Raw genomic sequence first — 16985 nt, forward strand, 5'->3', positions numbered from 1 at the left:
AGTGCGGTCTGTTTTTATAGACTTTTAAAGGAAGAAAAAAATGAACTTAGATTTAAATCAACTTGTTAAATGGCGTCGTGAATTTCATCGTTTTCCAGAAATTGGCTGGAGTGAATTTTGGACAACTTCTCGCATTGCGGATTACTTGGAAGACTTAGGTTGTTTTGAAATTTTTCTTGGCAAACAAATTATAAATCCAGACTTTGTTCGTGGACGAAAACAAACTGTAGTAGATAAAGGCTTAGCTAATGCAAAAACCTATGGAGCCAATGAAAAATGGCTCGAAAAAATGGAAGGATATACTGGTTGTGTGGCATTATTTGATTCAGGTAAACCAGGGAAAACTATTGCATTACGTTTTGACATAGACTGTGTGAATGTAACGGAAACTCGCTCACAAGAGCATATTCCAAATAAAGAAGGTTTTGCCTCAATTAACGATGGTTTTATGCATGCTTGTGGACATGATTCACACATTACAATAGGTTTAGGCGTAGCATTATGGATCGCTCAGAACAAAGATAAACTCACTGGAAAAGTAAAAATTGTATTTCAACCAGCAGAAGAAGGTGTTCGAGGTGCAGCAGCCATTGCACAAAGTGGCATAATTGATGATGCAGATTATTTTGCTTCTTCACATATTAGTTTTTGTGCGAATACAGGCACTGTTATTGCTAATCCAAGAAATTTTCTTTCCACTACAAAAATTGATATTCGCTACAAAGGTAAACCTGCACATGCAGGTGCTGCGCCCCATTTAGGTCGTAATGCTTTATTAGCTGCAGCGCATACTGTCACTCAACTTCATGGTATTGCACGCCATGGTGAAGGCATGACAAGAATTAATGTGGGAGTGCTAAAAGCGGGTGAAGGACGAAATGTCATTCCATCGTCTGCTGAATTACAATTAGAAGTGCGGGGAGAAAATAAAGCAATTAATGAATACATGACTGAACAAGTCATGCAAATAGCCAAAGGTATTTCCATAAGTTTTGATGTCGCATATGAAACTGAAATTGTAGGTGAAGCAGTGGATATGAATAACGATGTTGAACTTATAAAACTCATCGAAGAAATATCCCTTGAACAACCACAAATAAATAACGTAAATTCAGATTATGCTTTCAATGCAAGTGAAGATGCGACTATTTTAGGTAGACGTGTACAAGAACACGGAGGCAAAGCTATTTACTTCATTCTTGGTGCAGATCGCACAGCAGGTCATCATGAAGCTGAATTTGATTTTGATGAAAATCAATTGCTTACTGGGGTTAATATTTATACATCTTTAGTACAAAGATTATTAGCTTAATTAAATAAAAATATTTTTACTCCTTTCTTTTAAGAATCTCCTATTTTTCTTAGAATAAAGGCAATATCTACTCACCTTATAAGGAAAACTCAATGATTAATAGACGTCATTTTATTCAAATCGGTGCAAGCAGTATTCTTGCATTAAGTGCAAGCCGTTTTGCGACAGCAAAAGGTAAACATGATGTAGATTTACGTATTGTTGCTACTACTGACGTTCACAGTTTCTTAACAGACTTTGATTATTATAAAGACGCACCAACCGATAAATTCGGGTTTACTCGTGCGGCAAGCCTTATTCGTCAAGCACGTGCTGAAGTAAAAAATAGTGTATTAGTAGATAACGGTGACCTAATTCAAGGTAATCCAATTGCAGACTATCAAGCTGCACAAGGCTATAAAGAGGGTAAATCTAACCCTGCGGTCGATTGTTTAAATGCGATGAATTATGAAGTGGGTACATTAGGTAACCACGAATTTAACTATGGTCTCAATTATCTTGCAGATGCCATCAAACAAGCTAAATTCCCGATTGTGAATGCGAACGTAGTAAAAGCAGGAACAGAAGAACCTTATTTCACACCTTATGTCATTCAAGAAAAATCTGTGGTGGATAATAATGGCAAAACACATAAATTAAAAATCGGTTATATCGGTTTTGTACCGCCACAAATTATAGTTTGGGATAAAGCGAACCTTCAAGGCAAAGTGGAAACCCGTGATATTGTAAAAACAGCACAAAAATATGTCCCTGAAATGAAGAAAAAAGGGGCTGATATTATCGTTGCATTAGCTCACACTGGCCCGTCTGATGAACCATACAAAGAAGGTGCTGAAAACTCGGCATTCTATTTAGCGGATGTTCCACATATTGATGCGGTTATTTTTGGTCACTCACACCGTTTATTCCCAAATAAAGAATTTGCGAAATCACCAAATGCAGATATCGTAAATGGTACAGTAAAAGGTGTACCAGAAAGTATGGCTGGTTACTGGGCAAATAATATCAGCGTGGTAGATTTAGGATTAACAGAACACAAAGGCAAATGGATTGTTACCTCTGGAAAAGCGGTTCTTCGTCCAATTTATGATGTAGAAACCAAAAAAGCACTTGCAAAAAATGACCCAGAAATCACCGCTCTTTTAGCACCAGTTCACGAAGCAACACGTAAGTTTGTGTCTCAACCTATCGGCAAAGCTACAGACAATATGTATAGTTACCTTGCATTAGTGCAAGATGATCCAACCATTCAAATTGTAAACCAAGCACAAAAAGCATACGTTGAAAAAGTGGCATCCAGTGTGGCAGAAATGGCTGGTTTGCCTATTTTAAGTGCAGGTGCTCCATTTAAAGCGGGTGGTCGTAAAAATGACCCAACGGGCTATACCGAAGTAAATAAAGGTGAATTAACTTTCCGTAATGCGGCAGACTTATACCTTTATCCAAATACGCTAGTGGTTGTTAAAGCGACAGGCGAACAATTAAAAGAATGGTTAGAATGTAGTGCTGGTATGTTTAAACAAATTGACCCTACAAGTGATAAACCACAATCATTAATCGACTGGGAAGGTTTCCGCACTTATAACTTTGATGTGATTGATGGTGTCAATTATGAATACGATCTAACCAAACCAGCTCGTTACGATGGCGAATGTAAATTGATCAATCCAGAATCGCATCGTGTAGTGAACCTCACTTATCAAGGTAAACCAGTTGATCCAAAAGCAGAATTTTTGATTGCAACGAATAACTATCGTGCTTACGGCAATAAATTCCCAGGTACTGGTGATAAACATATTGTTTACGCTTCGCCAGATGAAAGCCGTCAAATTTTGGCTGATTATATTAAAGCAACCAGTGAGAAAGAGGGTTCAGTCAATCCAAATGCGGATAAAAACTGGCGTTTTGTGCCTATCACAGGTAACGATAAATTAGATGTCCGTTTTGAAACCTCACCAAGCGAACAAGCGGCGAAATTTATCGCTGAAAAAGCACAATATCCGATGAAACAGGTGGGTACTGACGAAATCGGTTTTGCAGTGTATCAAATTGATTTGTCGAAATAGTAGCTAGAAAAATAAAATGCCGCCTGAATATCAAAATTTAGGCGGCATTTTTTCTTCCTAAAGAGCGGTCAAATTTTTAGAGATTTTTACTTAGTTCGCAATCTATCTTCTTTATTTTATACTTTTCAACCCTTCTATTGCTTTACATTCCTCTTCATTATGTTCACTTTCGGTAACAATGGACTGTAAAAAAGCTTTAATTTCTAATAATTGAGATATTTTATTTTCCACTTGAATCAGTTGATTCAGTACTAATTGATCCGCCTGATAATGATCTTCCATACTGAATTTAATACGATTGAGTACCTTAATATTCTCTAAAGAGAAACCCAATGTCCGACATTTTTTGATAAAGTTTAATTGCTCTACGCTCTCTTCATTATAATATCGATAACCATTAACCAACCGCTTAGGTGGCTGCAATACTCCTTGCTTTTCATAGTATCGGATAGTTTCAATATTAGTATGTGTAGATTTACTTAATTCACTAATTTTCATTATTTCCTCAAGCAATTTTTTACTTTAATGAGAATGATCATCTAATAAGAAATGTGTATTTCTATCATACAATGATTTAACAGCTTGAAAAACTGTAGAAATACCGCTGTGTAATACAAAAATACTTAAGATACCACTAGCAACTACATCAACCCACTGCCAATTTAACCACCAAGCACTTATTCCTGCAATAATAGCAACAACCGAACCAAATAAATCTACTAAAACATGCAAATATGCTGCACGAATATTCAAATTATGGCGATTACTTTTTAGCATTATAAAAGCTACCAACAAATTAATCCCAAACCCTAGTAAAGCTACACCTAACATTGGCAAAGCGTCTATTTCTATCGGAGCCTGCCAACGTGTTACAGCCTCGATAAAAATCCAAATAGCAACCCAAATTAATGAAATTCCATTGATTAAAGCTAACCATTTTTGCCATTTTAGACTTAAAAATAATCCAATCCATGCTAAAAAAATAGATAAACTATCATTTGCCATATGCCCAGCATCAGCCATCAAAGTAAGGCTGTTAAACCAATATCCCCCTAGAAATTCAACAACCATATAAAAGGTAATAATTGCAAAACTAATGCCTAATAGCATTTTATTTTTAGAGATTTGACTATGAGGGCAAGATGCATGCTGCTGATATTCTTTAGGGGGATTATTTTGTACTGTAGAAATTTTTTTCATTTTGTTTCCTTTACTATTTGATTTGAAGGAAGCATAAAACCTGTAGTAACTACAAAGTCAAATCATAAAACGTACATTTAATAAAATTAATTGTTTAAAAAAACTAAATTATAGGGATTTCAATAAAAATTCATTTTTATCTGTGGATAACTCATAAATAATCTGTCATAAAACTGTTTTTACTCACTTGGTAACTTTGAGCAAAAATAAAATTGTTAATAACTTTCCATTTTACACACAAGATTTTTAAAGAAAATGATCGAATTTTCACAAGATTTTTGGATCCTATAACACCTGTTTCTATAAGGATCGAATAAGGTTACTCACAACAAAAAAGATCTTAATAGTAACAATAATAAGATCTTTATATATAAAAAGAGATCTTATTTACTAATACAAACGTGATTTTTCAAAGGATCAATAGATCCATTCTTTTTTTGTCAGGTGTTTTAAATTTCTGTAGAATAACGCCAATTTTTTGATCCGAATAAATAGAGATAGATATGTTTTACACTGAAACTTATGATGTGATTGTGATCGGTGGTGGTCATGCGGGTACAGAAGCCGCACTTGCACCAGCTCGAATGGGGTTAAAAACCCTTTTATTAACACATAATGTAGATACTTTAGGGCAAATGTCTTGTAACCCTGCAATTGGTGGGATCGGTAAAGGTCATTTAGTAAAAGAAGTAGATGCGATGGGCGGTTTAATGGCGCATGCTGCAGATAAAGCAGGGATCCAATTTCGTACTTTAAATAGCAGTAAAGGCCCAGCAGTACGTGCTACTCGAGCTCAAGCTGACAGAGTTTTATATCGTCAAGCTATTCGTACAGCATTAGAAAATCAACCTAATTTAGATATTTTCCAACAAGAAGCGACCGATATTCTGATTGAGCAAGATCGAGTTACAGGCGTTAGCACAAAAATGGGATTAACTTTTCGTGCTAAATCAGTGGTATTAACTGCAGGTACTTTCTTAGCCGGTAAGATCCACATAGGTTTGGAAAACTATGAAGGTGGTCGAGCAGGGGATCCTGCTTCTGTAAATCTTTCACATCGATTAAGAGATCTCGGATTACGTGTAGATCGTCTTAAAACAGGTACACCACCACGTATTGATGCGCGTACGATCAATTTCGATATATTGGCTAAACAACATGGTGATGCTGTTTTACCCGTGTTTTCTTTTATGGGATCTGTTTCTGATCACCCTCAACAAATTCCTTGTTATATCACCCACACCAATGAACAAACTCATGAAGTGATCCGTAATAACTTGGATCGCAGTCCAATGTATACCGGTGTAATTGAAGGTATCGGCCCTCGTTATTGTCCATCCATTGAAGATAAAGTGATGCGTTTTGCGGATCGTAATTCACATCAAATTTATTTGGAACCAGAAGGCTTAACCAGTAATGAAGTGTATCCAAACGGGATCTCTACTAGTTTGCCGTTTGACGTACAAATGGGCATTGTTAATTCCATGAAAGGGTTAGAAAATGCACGCATTGTGAAACCAGGTTATGCCATTGAATACGATTATTTTGATCCACGTGATTTAAAACCAACGTTAGAAACAAAAGCTATTTCAGGTTTATTCTTCGCAGGTCAAATTAATGGTACAACCGGTTATGAAGAAGCAGCGGCACAAGGTTTATTGGCGGGGATTAACGCAGGTCTTTATGTACAAGAGAAAGAGGCATGGTATCCACGTCGTGATCAATCTTATACAGGCGTATTAGTGGATGACCTTTGTACGCTTGGTACCAAAGAACCATATCGCGTATTTACTTCTCGTGCAGAATACCGTTTGTTATTACGTGAAGACAATGCAGACATTCGTTTAACACCAATTGCTCATGAATTAGGTTTGATTGATGAGGCTCGCTGGGCACGCTTTAATCAAAAAATGGAAAATATTGAACAGGAACGCCAACGCTTACGCAGTATTTGGTTGCATCCGCGTTCTGAATATTTAGAAGAAGCGAATAAAATGCTTGGTAGTCCACTTGTGCGTGAAGCCAGCGGTGAAGATTTATTACGCCGTCCAGAAATGACCTACGATATTTTGACTTCTTTAACGCCATATCAACCGGCAATGGAAGATAGAGAAGCCGTAGAACAAGTGGAAATTGCTATTAAGTATCAAGGCTATATTGAGCATCAACAAGAAGAAATTGAAAAACAAAAACGCCACGAAAATACAGCTATTCCAGCTAACTTTGATTACAGCAAAGTGTCTGGTTTATCTAATGAAGTACGTGCGAAGTTGGAACAGCATCGTCCAGTGTCTATTGGACAAGCTAGCCGTATTTCCGGTATTACGCCGGCAGCCATTTCCATTATTTTGGTGAATTTGAAAAAACAAGGTATGCTGAAGCGTGGGGAATAATGTTTTCTTAATTTAAATGTAAAAGTGCGGTGAATTTTCACCGCATTTTTTATAGACTAATTTAAAAAAATATAATTAATGGTCAAGAGCCTTTTTTACTGCTACATCCAATCCTGCTGTTGGGCGGCCAAGCAATTTCTCAAGGGTTTTATCTTCTGAAAATAATGCACCGTTTGACGCATCTACATCCCATTGTGCAATTAAGCCTGTAAAGCCTTCATCTAATCCTGCTTGCACAAGTGCTGCGGCATAATCTGCTGCAGGAATATCCACGTAAGGAATATCTTTACCTGTTTGTTTGCTGATTTCTGCTGCAAGATCAGCTAATGTCCAGCTGCTTGATCCAGCAAGCTCGTAAGTTTGGTTTTTATGACCTTCACCTAGTGCCACATTTACTGCAGCTTCAGCAAGTTCTGCACGAAGAGCGGATGAAATTTTTCCGTTTTTTGCTGAACCATAGAAAGCATTGTTTGCTAATGCAGCTGGAACTGATTCAGTGTAGTTTTCGGTGTACCAACCATTGCGTAAAATGGTGTAAGTAATGCCCGAAGCTTTTAATGCGGCTTCAGTTTCAACGTGCTCACCGGCAAGGGATTTCACTGTGTTGTCGTTGGTGGCACCGAGTAAGCTGGTGTAGATAATATGTTTCACGCCTGCTTTTTTCGCACTCTCAATCACATTATTGTGTTGTGCGAAACGTTGACCGATTTCGTTGCTTGATACTAAAATCAAGGTATCCACGCCTTGTAAAGCATCCTCCTGACCTTCGATTTTTGAGTAATCAAATTTGCGGGCTTCAACACCTGAAATTTTTTCTGGAGAGCGTACAAGCGCGATGACGTTTGCGTGTTTTGCTTTTAATAAGTCTAATGCGATTGCGCCAAATTGACCTGTTGCACCAGTAATTGCGATAGTTTTAGTTGTCATGATGTTTTCTTTCTTGTTAAGTTGAAATGATATTTGAACATTTGATTGTTCGCTTGATGTGGCGTATTATATTTCAATACTTACTTTTGAGAAGTACTTACATAAACGTAAGTTTTGGAATTTTTTAAAAATAAATTTTAACCTGTTGATTTTTAATGAATTAAAAATGGAAAAAAATTTAAATCGTGGGAATGTTCTGGCTTCAGCTTGCCCTTCTCGCCAAATTTTGCAGCATTTAACAAGCCGCTGGGGAGCATTGGTGTTGGTAAGTTTACATTCTGGCACCAAGCGTTTTAGTGAACTTCGTCGTGCGATTGATGGTGTTAGCGAACGTATGTTGACTAAAACCCTGCAGGAATTGGAAGCTGATGGGATGTTAATCCGTAAATCCTATAATACCGTGCCACCGCAAGTAGATTACACATTAACAGAATTTGGGGTAGAGGCATCTAATAAGATGTTTGAGTTGGTGGATTGGTTGGAAACAAATTTGACAGGAATTTTGGCTTCAACAAAAAAACATTAAGGAAATCTACCGCACTTTTAAGTAAAATAGCGTAATTTTCCAAAGAGACAATAAATATGAAAGCCAAATTAGTCAGTTTACTTGCGCAAGCAAATATAAAAATAAGTGATCAACAAATTCAGCAGCTTATTGATCTGGTCAATTTACTCAATAAATGGAATAAAGCTTATAATTTGACGTCAGTTCGTGATCCACAAGAAATGTTAGTCAAACATATTTTAGATAGTCTCGTTGTAAGTCCTTATTTACAGGGTGATCGTTTTATTGATGTTGGTACTGGCCCTGGTTTGCCTGGTTTACCTTTGGCAATTATTAATCCTTCCAAACAATTTGTCCTCCTTGATAGCTTAGGCAAGCGTATTAGTTTTATTCGAAATGCTATACGTGAGCTTAGACTAACTAATGTAATCCCTGTTTTAAGTCGAGTAGAAGAATACCAACCTGAAGATAAATTTGATGGTGTATTAAGTCGAGCTTTTGCTTCGTTAAAAGATATGACAGATTGGTGTCATCATTTACCAAAAGAAAATGGATATTTTTATGCATTAAAAGGTATTTATCAGGAAGATGAAATTAATGAATTGAATGAAAAATATACTATTCAAGAAGTGATTGAATTACATGTTCCAGAACTTATAGGTGAACGACATTTAATCGTTTTGCGTTAAATAGTTACAATTTTGTAAAAAATTTTCTAAAAGTGTGATTCAGTTAACGTTTTTCAGTGCTTTTTAAGTTGAATCTAATTTGATCAAATGTATAATTAGAACGTTTTAAGGTTTTAAAAATGTCGAGAATTATACAACAAGCGAAAGTTCAGTATCAAAAAGCTATTTTTATTGAAATAGTCATTATGCTGCTATTGGCTTGTTTTTTTGCTTTATGGCAAATGAAAAGTGCGCTTGATTTTTTATTCGGATTTCTTTCGGCATTAATTCCTTTCGGTGTTTTTGTGTATGTGGTTTTTTATAGAAAACAACATTTAGCCACAAAATTGACCGCACTTTATAAAGGAGAAGTAATAAAATTTGCTCTAACCATTGTTTTTATTAGTATTTCATTTAAATACTTTTCGGTTACAAATTTTATTATTTTTTTTAGTGGTTTTTTTATTGCATTAATGTTGAATAATTTAGCTCCATTTTTGCTCCGCCGAATTTGATTTTTATACTTGTACTAAGGGTTTATTATGTCTGGACAAACAACATCGGAATACATTAGCCACCATTTATCCTTTCTCAAAACAGGGGATGGATTTTGGAATGTTCATATAGATACGTTGTTCTTTTCTATTCTTGCTGCGGTTATTTTCCTATTTGTTTTTTCTCGAGTAGGGAAAAAAGCAACAACTGGCGTTCCAGGAAAAATGCAATGCTTAGTTGAAATTGTTGTGGAATGGGTTAATGGGATCGTGAAAGAAAATTTTCATGGTCCACGTAACGTAGTTGCGCCACTTGCATTAACCATTTTCTGTTGGGTATTCATCATGAATGCTATCGACTTAATTCCTGTTGATTTCTTACCTCAATTTGCAGGTTTGTTCGGTATTCATTATCTTCGTGCAGTGCCGACAGCAGATATTAGCGCAACTTTGGGTATGTCCATTTGTGTTTTCTTTTTAATTCTTTTCTACACAATAAAATCTAAAGAATTCAAAGGTTTAGTTAAAGAATATACGCTTCATCCATTCAACCATTGGGCGTTTATTCCTGTTAACTTTATTCTTGAAACGGTGACTTTATTGGCTAAACCAATTTCACTTGCTTTCCGTTTATTCGGTAACATGTATGCAGGGGAATTGATCTTTATTCTTATCGCTGTAATGTATTCCGCTAATATAGCCATTGCAGCATTAGGGATTCCGTTACATCTTGCTTGGGCTATTTTCCATATTTTGGTGATTACCTTGCAGGCTTTCATCTTTATGATGTTGACGGTTGTTTATTTAAGTATTGCTTATAACAAAGCAGATCATTAATCATTTTTTATTAACCAGCTCTAGGGCTAAAACTTAACTTCTATTGGAGAAAATTATGGAAACTGTAATTACAGCTACAATCATCGGTGCATCAATTCTTCTTGCATTTGCTGCATTAGGTACTGCAATTGGCTTTGCTATTCTAGGTGGTAAATTCTTAGAATCATCAGCACGCCAACCAGAATTAGCATCTAGCTTACAAACTAAAATGTTTATCGTGGCTGGTCTTTTAGATGCGATTGCAATGATTGCTGTTGGTATTTCATTACTTTTCATTTTCGCAAACCCATTCATCGGTTTATTACACTAATCACCTTATTTGCTTATCAACGTAAAACAAGCATAGTAAGGAGGACGTTGTGAATTTAAATGCAACATTGATTGGTCAACTTATCGCATTCGCACTTTTCGTGTGGTTTTGCATGAAGTTTGTTTGGCCACCAATTATTAATGCGATTGAAACACGTCAAAGCCAAATTGCGAACGCTTTAGCTTCAGCTGAAGCAGCTAAAAAAGAGCAAGCAGATACGAAAAATCTTGTTGAACAAGAACTTTCAGCTGCAAAAGTACAAGCTCAAGACATTTTAGATGCTGCGAATAAACGTCGCAATGAAGTATTAGACGAAGTGAAGGCAGAAGCCGAAGAACTAAAAGCAAAAATTATTGCTCAAGGTTATGCAGAAGTAGAAGCAGAACGTAAACGTGTTCAAGAAGAATTACGTCTTAAAGTGGCTTCATTGGCAGTGGCTGGTGCTGAGAAAATTGTGGGTCGTTCTATTGATGAAGCGGCAAACAATGACATTATTGATAAATTAGTTGCAGAGTTATAAGAGGCTTAGCTTATGTCAGAATTAACTACAATAGCTCGCCCTTATGCAAAAGCTGCATTCGACTTTGCCATTGAACAAAGTGCGGTCGAAAAATGGACTGAAATGTTAGGTTTTGCTGCTGCCGTAGCTGAAGATGAAACGGTAAAAGCTTACTTAAGTAGTTCTCTTTCTGCACAGAAATTAGCTGATACAGTAATTTCTATTTGTGGCGAACAATTGGATCAATATGGGCAAAATCTTATTCGGTTAATGGCTGAAAATAAGCGTTTGAGTGCTATTCCTGCGGTGTTTGAAGAATTTAAACATCACGTAGAGGAACACCAAGCTATTGCAGAAGTTGAAGTAACATCTGCGCAACCATTGAATGCAACACAAATCGAAAAAATTGCAGCTGCAATGGAAAAAAGATTAGCTCGCAAAGTGAAATTAAATTGCAACGTGGATAACGCACTTATTGCTGGTGTGATTATTCGTACTGAAGACTTTGTGATTGACGGAAGTAGCCGTGGGCAACTTACTCGTCTCGCAAACGAGTTGCAATTATAAGAGGAATACAAGATGCAACTAAATTCAACTGAAATTAGTGAATTGATTAAAAAACGCATCGCTCAATTCGACGTGGTCAGTGAAGCGCGTAATACAGGGACAATTGTTTCTGTTAGCGATGGTATTATTCGCATCCACGGTTTAAGCGATGTGATGCAAGGTGAAATGATCGCCTTACCAGGTAATCGTTATGCGATGGCACTTAACCTTGAACGCGATTCTGTTGGTGCTGTAGTTATGGGACCTTACGCAGATTTAGCGGAAGGTATGGAAGTTCAATGTACAGGTCGTATTCTTGAAGTACCAGTTGGTCGTGGTTTATTAGGTCGTGTAGTTAATACGCTTGGTCAACCAATCGATGGTAAAGGAGAAATTGAAAATGATGGTTTCTCACCTGTAGAAGTGATTGCGCCAGGTGTTATCGATCGTCGTTCTGTTGATCAACCTGTTCAAACTGGTTATAAAGCGGTTGACTCAATGGTGCCAATCGGCCGTGGTCAACGTGAATTAATCATTGGTGACCGTCAAACTGGTAAAACTGCGTTAGCAATTGACGCTATTATTAACCAACGTAATTCTGGTATTAAATGTATCTATGTTGCGATTGGTCAAAAAGCCTCTACTATCGCAAACGTCGTACGTAAATTAGAAGAACATGGTGCGCTTTCAAATACTATCGTGGTAGCTGCATCAGCATCTGAATCAGCAGCGTTACAATATTTAGCACCTTATGCTGGTTGTGCGATGGGTGAATATTTCCGTGATCGCGGTGAAGATGCGTTAATTGTTTATGATGATTTATCAAAACAAGCCGTAGCTTATCGTCAAATTTCATTATTATTACGCCGTCCACCAGGTCGTGAAGCCTATCCAGGTGATGTATTCTATTTACATTCTCGTTTACTAGAACGTGCTTCTCGTGTAAACGAAGATTACGTAGAAAAATTTACTAAAGGTGAAGTGAAAGGAAAAACTGGTTCTTTAACCGCACTTCCTATTATTGAAACCCAAGCTGGTGACGTTTCTGCGTTTGTTCCAACCAACGTAATTTCTATTACTGATGGTCAGATCTTCTTAGAATCTAACTTGTTTAACTCAGGTATTCGTCCTGCGGTAAACCCAGGTATTTCGGTATCTCGTGTAGGTGGTTCAGCGCAAACTAAAGTTATTAAGAAATTAGCGGGTGGTATTCGTACCGCGCTAGCTCAATATCGTGAATTAGCAGCATTTGCACAGTTTGCATCAGATCTTGATGATGCGACTCGTAAGCAACTTTCTCACGGTGAAAAAGTAACTGAATTATTAAAACAAAAACAATTTGCTCCATTATCTGTTGCAGAACAAGCGGTTGTATTGTTTGCTGTTGAATTTGGTTATTTGGATGACGTGGAATTATCAAAAATTGCAAGTTTTGAGACCGCACTTTTAGATTATTCTAACCGTAATCACGCTGAGTTTATGCAAGAGCTTACTAAAACCGGTAACTATAATGACGAAATCAAAGATACATTAAAAGGTATTTTAGATAGTTTTAAAGCTAATAGTGCTTGGTAGTAACGGAGAGATAAGATGGCAGGTGCAAAAGAGATAAAAACCAAAATTGCCAGTGTACAAAGTACACAAAAAATTACTAAGGCAATGGAAATGGTGGCGACCTCGAAAATGCGTAAAACGCAGGATCGTATGGCTGCATCTCGTCCGTATTCTGAAACTATCCGTAACGTTATTAGTCATGTGTCTAAAGCAAGTGTCGGTTATAAACATCCGTTCTTAGTTGAGCGTGAAGTGAAGAAAATCGGTATCTTGGTTATTTCAACAGATCGTGGTATGTGTGGTGGTTTAAATGTTAATTTATTCAAAACCACACTTAACCAAATCAAAAATTGGAAAGAACAAAATATTTCTACAGATTTGGGCTTAATAGGTTCAAAAGGAATTAGTTTTTTCCGTTCCTTTGGATTTAATATCAAAGGTCAACTTTCTGGTTTAGGCGATACGCCCGCTCTAGAAGAATTAATTGGTGTCGCAAATACAATGTTTGATGCTTATCGTAATGGTGAAATTGATGCAGTTTATATTGCATACAATAAATTTGTTAATACGATGTCGCAAAAACCTGTTGTACAACAATTAGTTCCTTTACCAGAATCTAAAGACGATCATTTAAATGAAAGACAACAGACTTGGGATTATCTTTATGAACCAGAACCAAAAGTACTATTAGATAGTCTTTTAGTTCGTTATTTAGAATCTCAAATTTATCAAGCGGTTGTAGATAATTTAGCTTCAGAACAAGCGGCTCGAATGGTAGCAATGAAAGCAGCAACTGATAATGCAGGTAATTTAATTAATGATCTGCGGTTGGTGTATAACAAAGCTCGTCAAGCAAGTATCACAAATGAATTGAATGAAATCGTAGCCGGTGCGGCAGCGATTTAAGAAAAGAGGAACGGTAATGTCAGCAGGAAAAATTGTACAAATCATCGGTGCGGTGATTGACGTTGAATTTCCACAAGATGCAGTGCCAAAAGTTTACGATGCATTAAAAGTTGAATCAGGTTTAACACTTGAAGTGCAACAACAATTAGGTGGCGGTGTGGTACGTTGTATCGCATTAGGTGCTTCTGACGGTTTAAAACGTGGTTTAAAAGTAGAAAACACGAATGATCCGATTCAAGTACCGGTAGGTACAAAAACCCTTGGTCGTATTATGAATGTATTGGGTGAACCAATTGACGAACAAGGTCCAATCGGTGAAGAAGAGCGTTGGGCTATCCACCGTTCTGCACCAAGCTATGAAGAACAATCAAACAGTACGGAATTATTAGAAACTGGTATCAAAGTTATCGACTTAATTTGTCCATTTGCTAAAGGTGGTAAAGTTGGTCTATTCGGTGGTGCTGGTGTAGGTAAAACCGTTAACATGATGGAATTAATCCGTAATATCGCGATCGAGCACTCAGGTTATTCTGTATTTGCGGGTGTAGGTGAACGTACTCGTGAGGGTAACGACTTCTATCATGAAATGAAAGATTCTAACGTATTAGATAAAGTATCTTTGGTTTATGGTCAGATGAATGAGCCACCAGGTAACCGTTTACGTGTTGCGTTAACCGGTTTAACCATGGCAGAAAAATTCCGTGATGAAGGTCGTGATGTATTATTCTTCGTGGATAACATCTATCGTTATACCCTTGCTGGTACTGAAGTATCTGCGTTATTAGGTCGTATGCCATCAGCGGTAGGTTACCAACCAACCTTAGCTGAAGAAATGGGTGTATTACAAGAACGTATTACTTCAACCAAAACAGGTTCTATAACCTCTGTACAAGCGGTATACGTACCTGCGGATGACTTAACTGACCCATCTCCAGCAACAACTTTCGCACACTTAGACTCAACAGTTGTATTAAGTCGTCAAATTGCATCTTTAGGTATCTACCCAGCGGTTGACCCATTAGATTCAACTTCACGTCAGTTAGACCCACTTGTTGTTGGTCAAGAACATTATGATATTGCTCGTGGTGTACAAGGTATTTTACAACGTTATAAAGAATTGAAAGATATTATCGCAATTCTTGGTATGGACGAATTATCTGAAGAAGATAAATTAGTGGTAGCACGTGCACGTAAAATTGAACGTTTCTTATCACAACCGTTCTTCGTTGCTGAAGTATTTAACGGTACTCCGGGTAAATATGTTCCATTAAAAGAAACCATTCGCGGCTTTAAAGGTATTTTAAGCGGTGATTACGACCATATCCCAGAACAAGCGTTCTATATGGTAGGTTCAATCGACGAAGCGCTAGAAAAAGCCAAAAATATGTAATCACTTCAAGTCATTTGAAGGAGAACAAAAATGGCGACATTTAATTTAACAATAGTAAGCGCAGAGCGAAAAATCTTTGAAGGTGAAGTAAAACAAATCCAAGCAACAGGTGTTGAGGGGGAATTAGGAATTCTCCCTGGACACACCCCATTGCTAACGGCAATTAAGCCTGGGATTGTTAAATTTACCCTTCAAGATGGAAATGAAGAAGTTATCTATGTTTCCGGTGGTTTTTTAGAGGTTCAACCAAATATTGTTACGGTACTAGCAGATGTTGCTATCCGTGGTAGTGAATTAGATGCTGATCGTATTAGCGAAGCAAAACGTAAAGCTGAAGAGAACATTGTATCTCATGCATCAGATGTAGATCATGATTTACTGGTTGCGAAACTTTCTAAAGAGTTAGCAAAACTTCGAGCTTATGAATTGACTGAAAAACTCTTGAAAACAAGACGATAATAAAAAAGTGCGGTGAATTTTCACCGCACTTTTTGTTTCTTTAAAGAAATTTTACATAGTTACTTCGCTTAAATTCAGGTTTAAATAATTCTTCTAGTTGCCCAAAATAGAGCAACAAATCTTGCTCTCCTGCTGCGTAAGGGGCGATTTCATAAACATCATAAATAAAATGTACACCTCTTGAATCTAAGTAAATATTGTTCGATAAATTAAAACTATCGGATCCAATAACAGGTTCATATTCCTTATTGCTATTATTATATTGTTCCCATAAAAGTGTTTTTACTTTCGGTAAATCTTTTTCATTAAATAAATCATTTAATGTCAAAATATGGCGTGTAGTTAGATCAATCGTGAAATAGCGATTACCTTCTATGCCGTGAGCACCACCTTCATAGTCATAAAAACTAATAGCAAAGGTTGCAAGTTTTTCTTTTTGTGCAATAAAATCTGTCCACATAGAATGAGAAATACCAAGAGATGGTGTTTCTTTTACTTCTTTTTTGTCTTCCTCAAAAGCAGTTTGATAGCGTGCTACAAATTGTTCGCGAGAAATATTTTTCATTTCTTCATTTTCAGTCAATTTTTTCCACAATAGATCATTAAGCCAATCAATATTAGTTTTTATTGTTGAAATTGAATACTCAATTTTGGTTTCTTCAGGTTGGTAATCTTCTTTCGATTTAGGATGTTTAATAATTTCAGATTGATTAAATATTTCATCATTTTCCACAAAAATTGCGGGGACTGTTTTTTCTATTTGCTCTTTTAATTTGGTATTTTCAGTACTGAGTTGTGCTACAGTTTGATTTAGTTGTTTTATTTTTGCTTCAGTATCTTTATCTTGGCAGCCTGCGAGTAATATGACAGAACTAATTAATGTAGCAACGAGCGTTTTTTTCATACTCTTTTCCTTTTT

Annotated in this window: 18 protein-coding genes; 14 read left to right on the forward strand and 4 right to left on the reverse strand. The window is 36.7% G+C overall.

Features of this window, described 5'->3' with window-relative positions:
- Positions 1-40: 40 nt before the first annotated feature.
- Together DV428_RS01265 and cpdB are read left to right on the forward strand one after the other, a co-directional pair.
- Positions 41-1312, forward strand: a complete 1272-nt coding sequence (locus DV428_RS01265; RefSeq protein WP_114908412.1) for a M20 family metallo-hydrolase — start codon at positions 41-43, stop codon at positions 1310-1312.
- Between the two features lie 92 nt (positions 1313-1404).
- Complete coding sequence (gene cpdB / locus DV428_RS01270) at positions 1405-3378, forward strand: 2',3'-cyclic-nucleotide 2'-phosphodiesterase (RefSeq protein ID WP_114908413.1); 1974 nt, start codon at positions 1405-1407, stop codon at positions 3376-3378.
- Positions 3379-3489: 111 nt separating this feature from the next.
- Here cpdB and DV428_RS01275 read toward each other — a convergent pair whose 3' ends face one another.
- Positions 3490-3876, reverse strand: coding sequence for a MerR family transcriptional regulator (locus DV428_RS01275; protein WP_114908414.1), 387 nt, complete (start codon positions 3874-3876; stop codon positions 3490-3492).
- 24 nt (positions 3877-3900) lie between these two features.
- On the reverse strand, positions 3901-4578 hold the full coding sequence (locus DV428_RS01280; protein ID WP_114908415.1) for a cation diffusion facilitator family transporter: 678 nt from the start codon (positions 4576-4578) through the stop codon (positions 3901-3903).
- 503 nt (positions 4579-5081) lie between these two features.
- Here DV428_RS01280 and mnmG point away from each other — a divergent pair.
- Positions 5082-6971 carry a tRNA uridine-5-carboxymethylaminomethyl(34) synthesis enzyme MnmG gene (gene mnmG, locus DV428_RS01285; RefSeq protein ID WP_114908416.1) on the forward strand — a complete coding sequence of 630 codons (1890 nt, stop codon included), beginning with the start codon at positions 5082-5084 and terminating at the stop codon, positions 6969-6971.
- A gap of 75 nt (positions 6972-7046) precedes the next feature.
- On the opposite strand, the gene DV428_RS01290 is transcribed toward mnmG, so the two are convergent.
- Positions 7047-7898 (reverse strand): SDR family oxidoreductase, encoded by an 852-nt coding sequence (locus DV428_RS01290; protein WP_114908417.1) that lies wholly within the window; start codon positions 7896-7898, stop codon positions 7047-7049.
- A 166-nt stretch (positions 7899-8064) separates the two neighbouring features.
- On the opposite strand from DV428_RS01290, the gene DV428_RS01295 reads away from it, so the two are divergent.
- The 11 genes from DV428_RS01295 (at position 8065) to DV428_RS01345 (ending at position 16066) form a co-directional block, all read left to right on the forward strand.
- The gene (locus DV428_RS01295; RefSeq protein WP_114908418.1) at positions 8065-8424 is read left to right on the forward strand and encodes a winged helix-turn-helix transcriptional regulator; all 360 of its coding nucleotides are present in this window, start codon (positions 8065-8067) and stop codon (positions 8422-8424) included.
- Between the two features lie 56 nt (positions 8425-8480).
- On the forward strand, positions 8481-9092 hold the full coding sequence (gene rsmG, locus DV428_RS01300) for a 16S rRNA (guanine(527)-N(7))-methyltransferase RsmG (RefSeq protein ID WP_114908419.1): 612 nt from the start codon (positions 8481-8483) through the stop codon (positions 9090-9092).
- A 119-nt stretch (positions 9093-9211) separates the two neighbouring features.
- Positions 9212-9586 (forward strand): ATP synthase subunit I, encoded by a 375-nt coding sequence (locus DV428_RS01305; RefSeq protein WP_114908420.1) that lies wholly within the window; start codon positions 9212-9214, stop codon positions 9584-9586.
- Between the two features lie 27 nt (positions 9587-9613).
- Positions 9614-10402, forward strand: a complete 789-nt coding sequence (gene atpB, locus DV428_RS01310) for a F0F1 ATP synthase subunit A (RefSeq protein WP_114908421.1) — start codon at positions 9614-9616, stop codon at positions 10400-10402.
- 55 nt (positions 10403-10457) lie between these two features.
- Complete coding sequence (atpE, locus tag DV428_RS01315; RefSeq protein WP_005629249.1) at positions 10458-10712, forward strand: F0F1 ATP synthase subunit C; 255 nt, start codon at positions 10458-10460, stop codon at positions 10710-10712.
- Positions 10713-10761: 49 nt separating this feature from the next.
- Positions 10762-11232 carry a F0F1 ATP synthase subunit B gene (atpF, locus tag DV428_RS01320; protein ID WP_005649414.1) on the forward strand — a complete coding sequence of 157 codons (471 nt, stop codon included), beginning with the start codon at positions 10762-10764 and terminating at the stop codon, positions 11230-11232.
- A 12-nt stretch (positions 11233-11244) separates the two neighbouring features.
- Positions 11245-11778, forward strand: coding sequence for a F0F1 ATP synthase subunit delta (gene atpH, locus DV428_RS01325; RefSeq protein ID WP_005649413.1), 534 nt, complete (start codon positions 11245-11247; stop codon positions 11776-11778).
- Positions 11779-11790: 12 nt separating this feature from the next.
- Positions 11791-13332, forward strand: coding sequence for a F0F1 ATP synthase subunit alpha (gene atpA, locus DV428_RS01330; protein WP_114908422.1), 1542 nt, complete (start codon positions 11791-11793; stop codon positions 13330-13332).
- 15 nt (positions 13333-13347) lie between these two features.
- Positions 13348-14217 (forward strand): F0F1 ATP synthase subunit gamma, encoded by an 870-nt coding sequence (atpG, locus tag DV428_RS01335; RefSeq protein ID WP_005632226.1) that lies wholly within the window; start codon positions 13348-13350, stop codon positions 14215-14217.
- 16 nt (positions 14218-14233) lie between these two features.
- Positions 14234-15607, forward strand: a complete 1374-nt coding sequence (gene atpD / locus DV428_RS01340; protein WP_005629235.1) for a F0F1 ATP synthase subunit beta — start codon at positions 14234-14236, stop codon at positions 15605-15607.
- A 30-nt stretch (positions 15608-15637) separates the two neighbouring features.
- The gene (locus DV428_RS01345; protein ID WP_114908423.1) at positions 15638-16066 is read left to right on the forward strand and encodes a F0F1 ATP synthase subunit epsilon; all 429 of its coding nucleotides are present in this window, start codon (positions 15638-15640) and stop codon (positions 16064-16066) included.
- A 40-nt stretch (positions 16067-16106) separates the two neighbouring features.
- Here DV428_RS01345 and DV428_RS01350 read toward each other — a convergent pair whose 3' ends face one another.
- On the reverse strand, positions 16107-16970 hold the full coding sequence (locus tag DV428_RS01350; protein ID WP_114908424.1) for an RsiV family protein: 864 nt from the start codon (positions 16968-16970) through the stop codon (positions 16107-16109).
- Positions 16971-16985: the final 15 nt, after the last annotated feature.

This window comes from Haemophilus haemolyticus, from assembly GCF_003352385.1.
GTDB lineage: Bacteria > Pseudomonadota > Gammaproteobacteria > Enterobacterales > Pasteurellaceae > Haemophilus > Haemophilus haemolyticus_I.

Excerpts from the sequence above, each read along its gene's own strand:
- DV428_RS01265 (WP_114908412.1), top strand. The coding sequence starts at position 41 with ATGAACTTAGATTTAAATCAACTTGTTAAATGGCGTCGTGAATTTCAT.
- cpdB (WP_114908413.1), top strand. The coding sequence starts at position 1,405 with ATGATTAATAGACGTCATTTTATTCAAATCGGTGCAAGCAGTATTCTT.
- DV428_RS01275 (WP_114908414.1), bottom strand. The coding sequence starts at position 3,876 with ATGAAAATTAGTGAATTAAGTAAATCTACACATACTAATATTGAAACT.
- DV428_RS01280 (WP_114908415.1), bottom strand. The coding sequence starts at position 4,578 with ATGAAAAAAATTTCTACAGTACAAAATAATCCCCCTAAAGAATATCAG.
- mnmG (WP_114908416.1), top strand. The coding sequence starts at position 5,082 with ATGTTTTACACTGAAACTTATGATGTGATTGTGATCGGTGGTGGTCAT.
- DV428_RS01290 (WP_114908417.1), bottom strand. The coding sequence starts at position 7,898 with ATGACAACTAAAACTATCGCAATTACTGGTGCAACAGGTCAATTTGGC.
- DV428_RS01295 (WP_114908418.1), top strand. The coding sequence starts at position 8,065 with ATGGAAAAAAATTTAAATCGTGGGAATGTTCTGGCTTCAGCTTGCCCT.
- rsmG (WP_114908419.1), top strand. The coding sequence starts at position 8,481 with ATGAAAGCCAAATTAGTCAGTTTACTTGCGCAAGCAAATATAAAAATA.
- DV428_RS01305 (WP_114908420.1), top strand. The coding sequence starts at position 9,212 with ATGTCGAGAATTATACAACAAGCGAAAGTTCAGTATCAAAAAGCTATT.
- atpB (WP_114908421.1), top strand. The coding sequence starts at position 9,614 with ATGTCTGGACAAACAACATCGGAATACATTAGCCACCATTTATCCTTT.
- atpE (WP_005629249.1), top strand. The coding sequence starts at position 10,458 with ATGGAAACTGTAATTACAGCTACAATCATCGGTGCATCAATTCTTCTT.
- atpH (WP_005649413.1), top strand. The coding sequence starts at position 11,245 with ATGTCAGAATTAACTACAATAGCTCGCCCTTATGCAAAAGCTGCATTC.
- atpA (WP_114908422.1), top strand. The coding sequence starts at position 11,791 with ATGCAACTAAATTCAACTGAAATTAGTGAATTGATTAAAAAACGCATC.
- atpG (WP_005632226.1), top strand. The coding sequence starts at position 13,348 with ATGGCAGGTGCAAAAGAGATAAAAACCAAAATTGCCAGTGTACAAAGT.
- atpD (WP_005629235.1), top strand. The coding sequence starts at position 14,234 with ATGTCAGCAGGAAAAATTGTACAAATCATCGGTGCGGTGATTGACGTT.
- DV428_RS01345 (WP_114908423.1), top strand. The coding sequence starts at position 15,638 with ATGGCGACATTTAATTTAACAATAGTAAGCGCAGAGCGAAAAATCTTT.
- DV428_RS01350 (WP_114908424.1), bottom strand. The coding sequence starts at position 16,970 with ATGAAAAAAACGCTCGTTGCTACATTAATTAGTTCTGTCATATTACTC.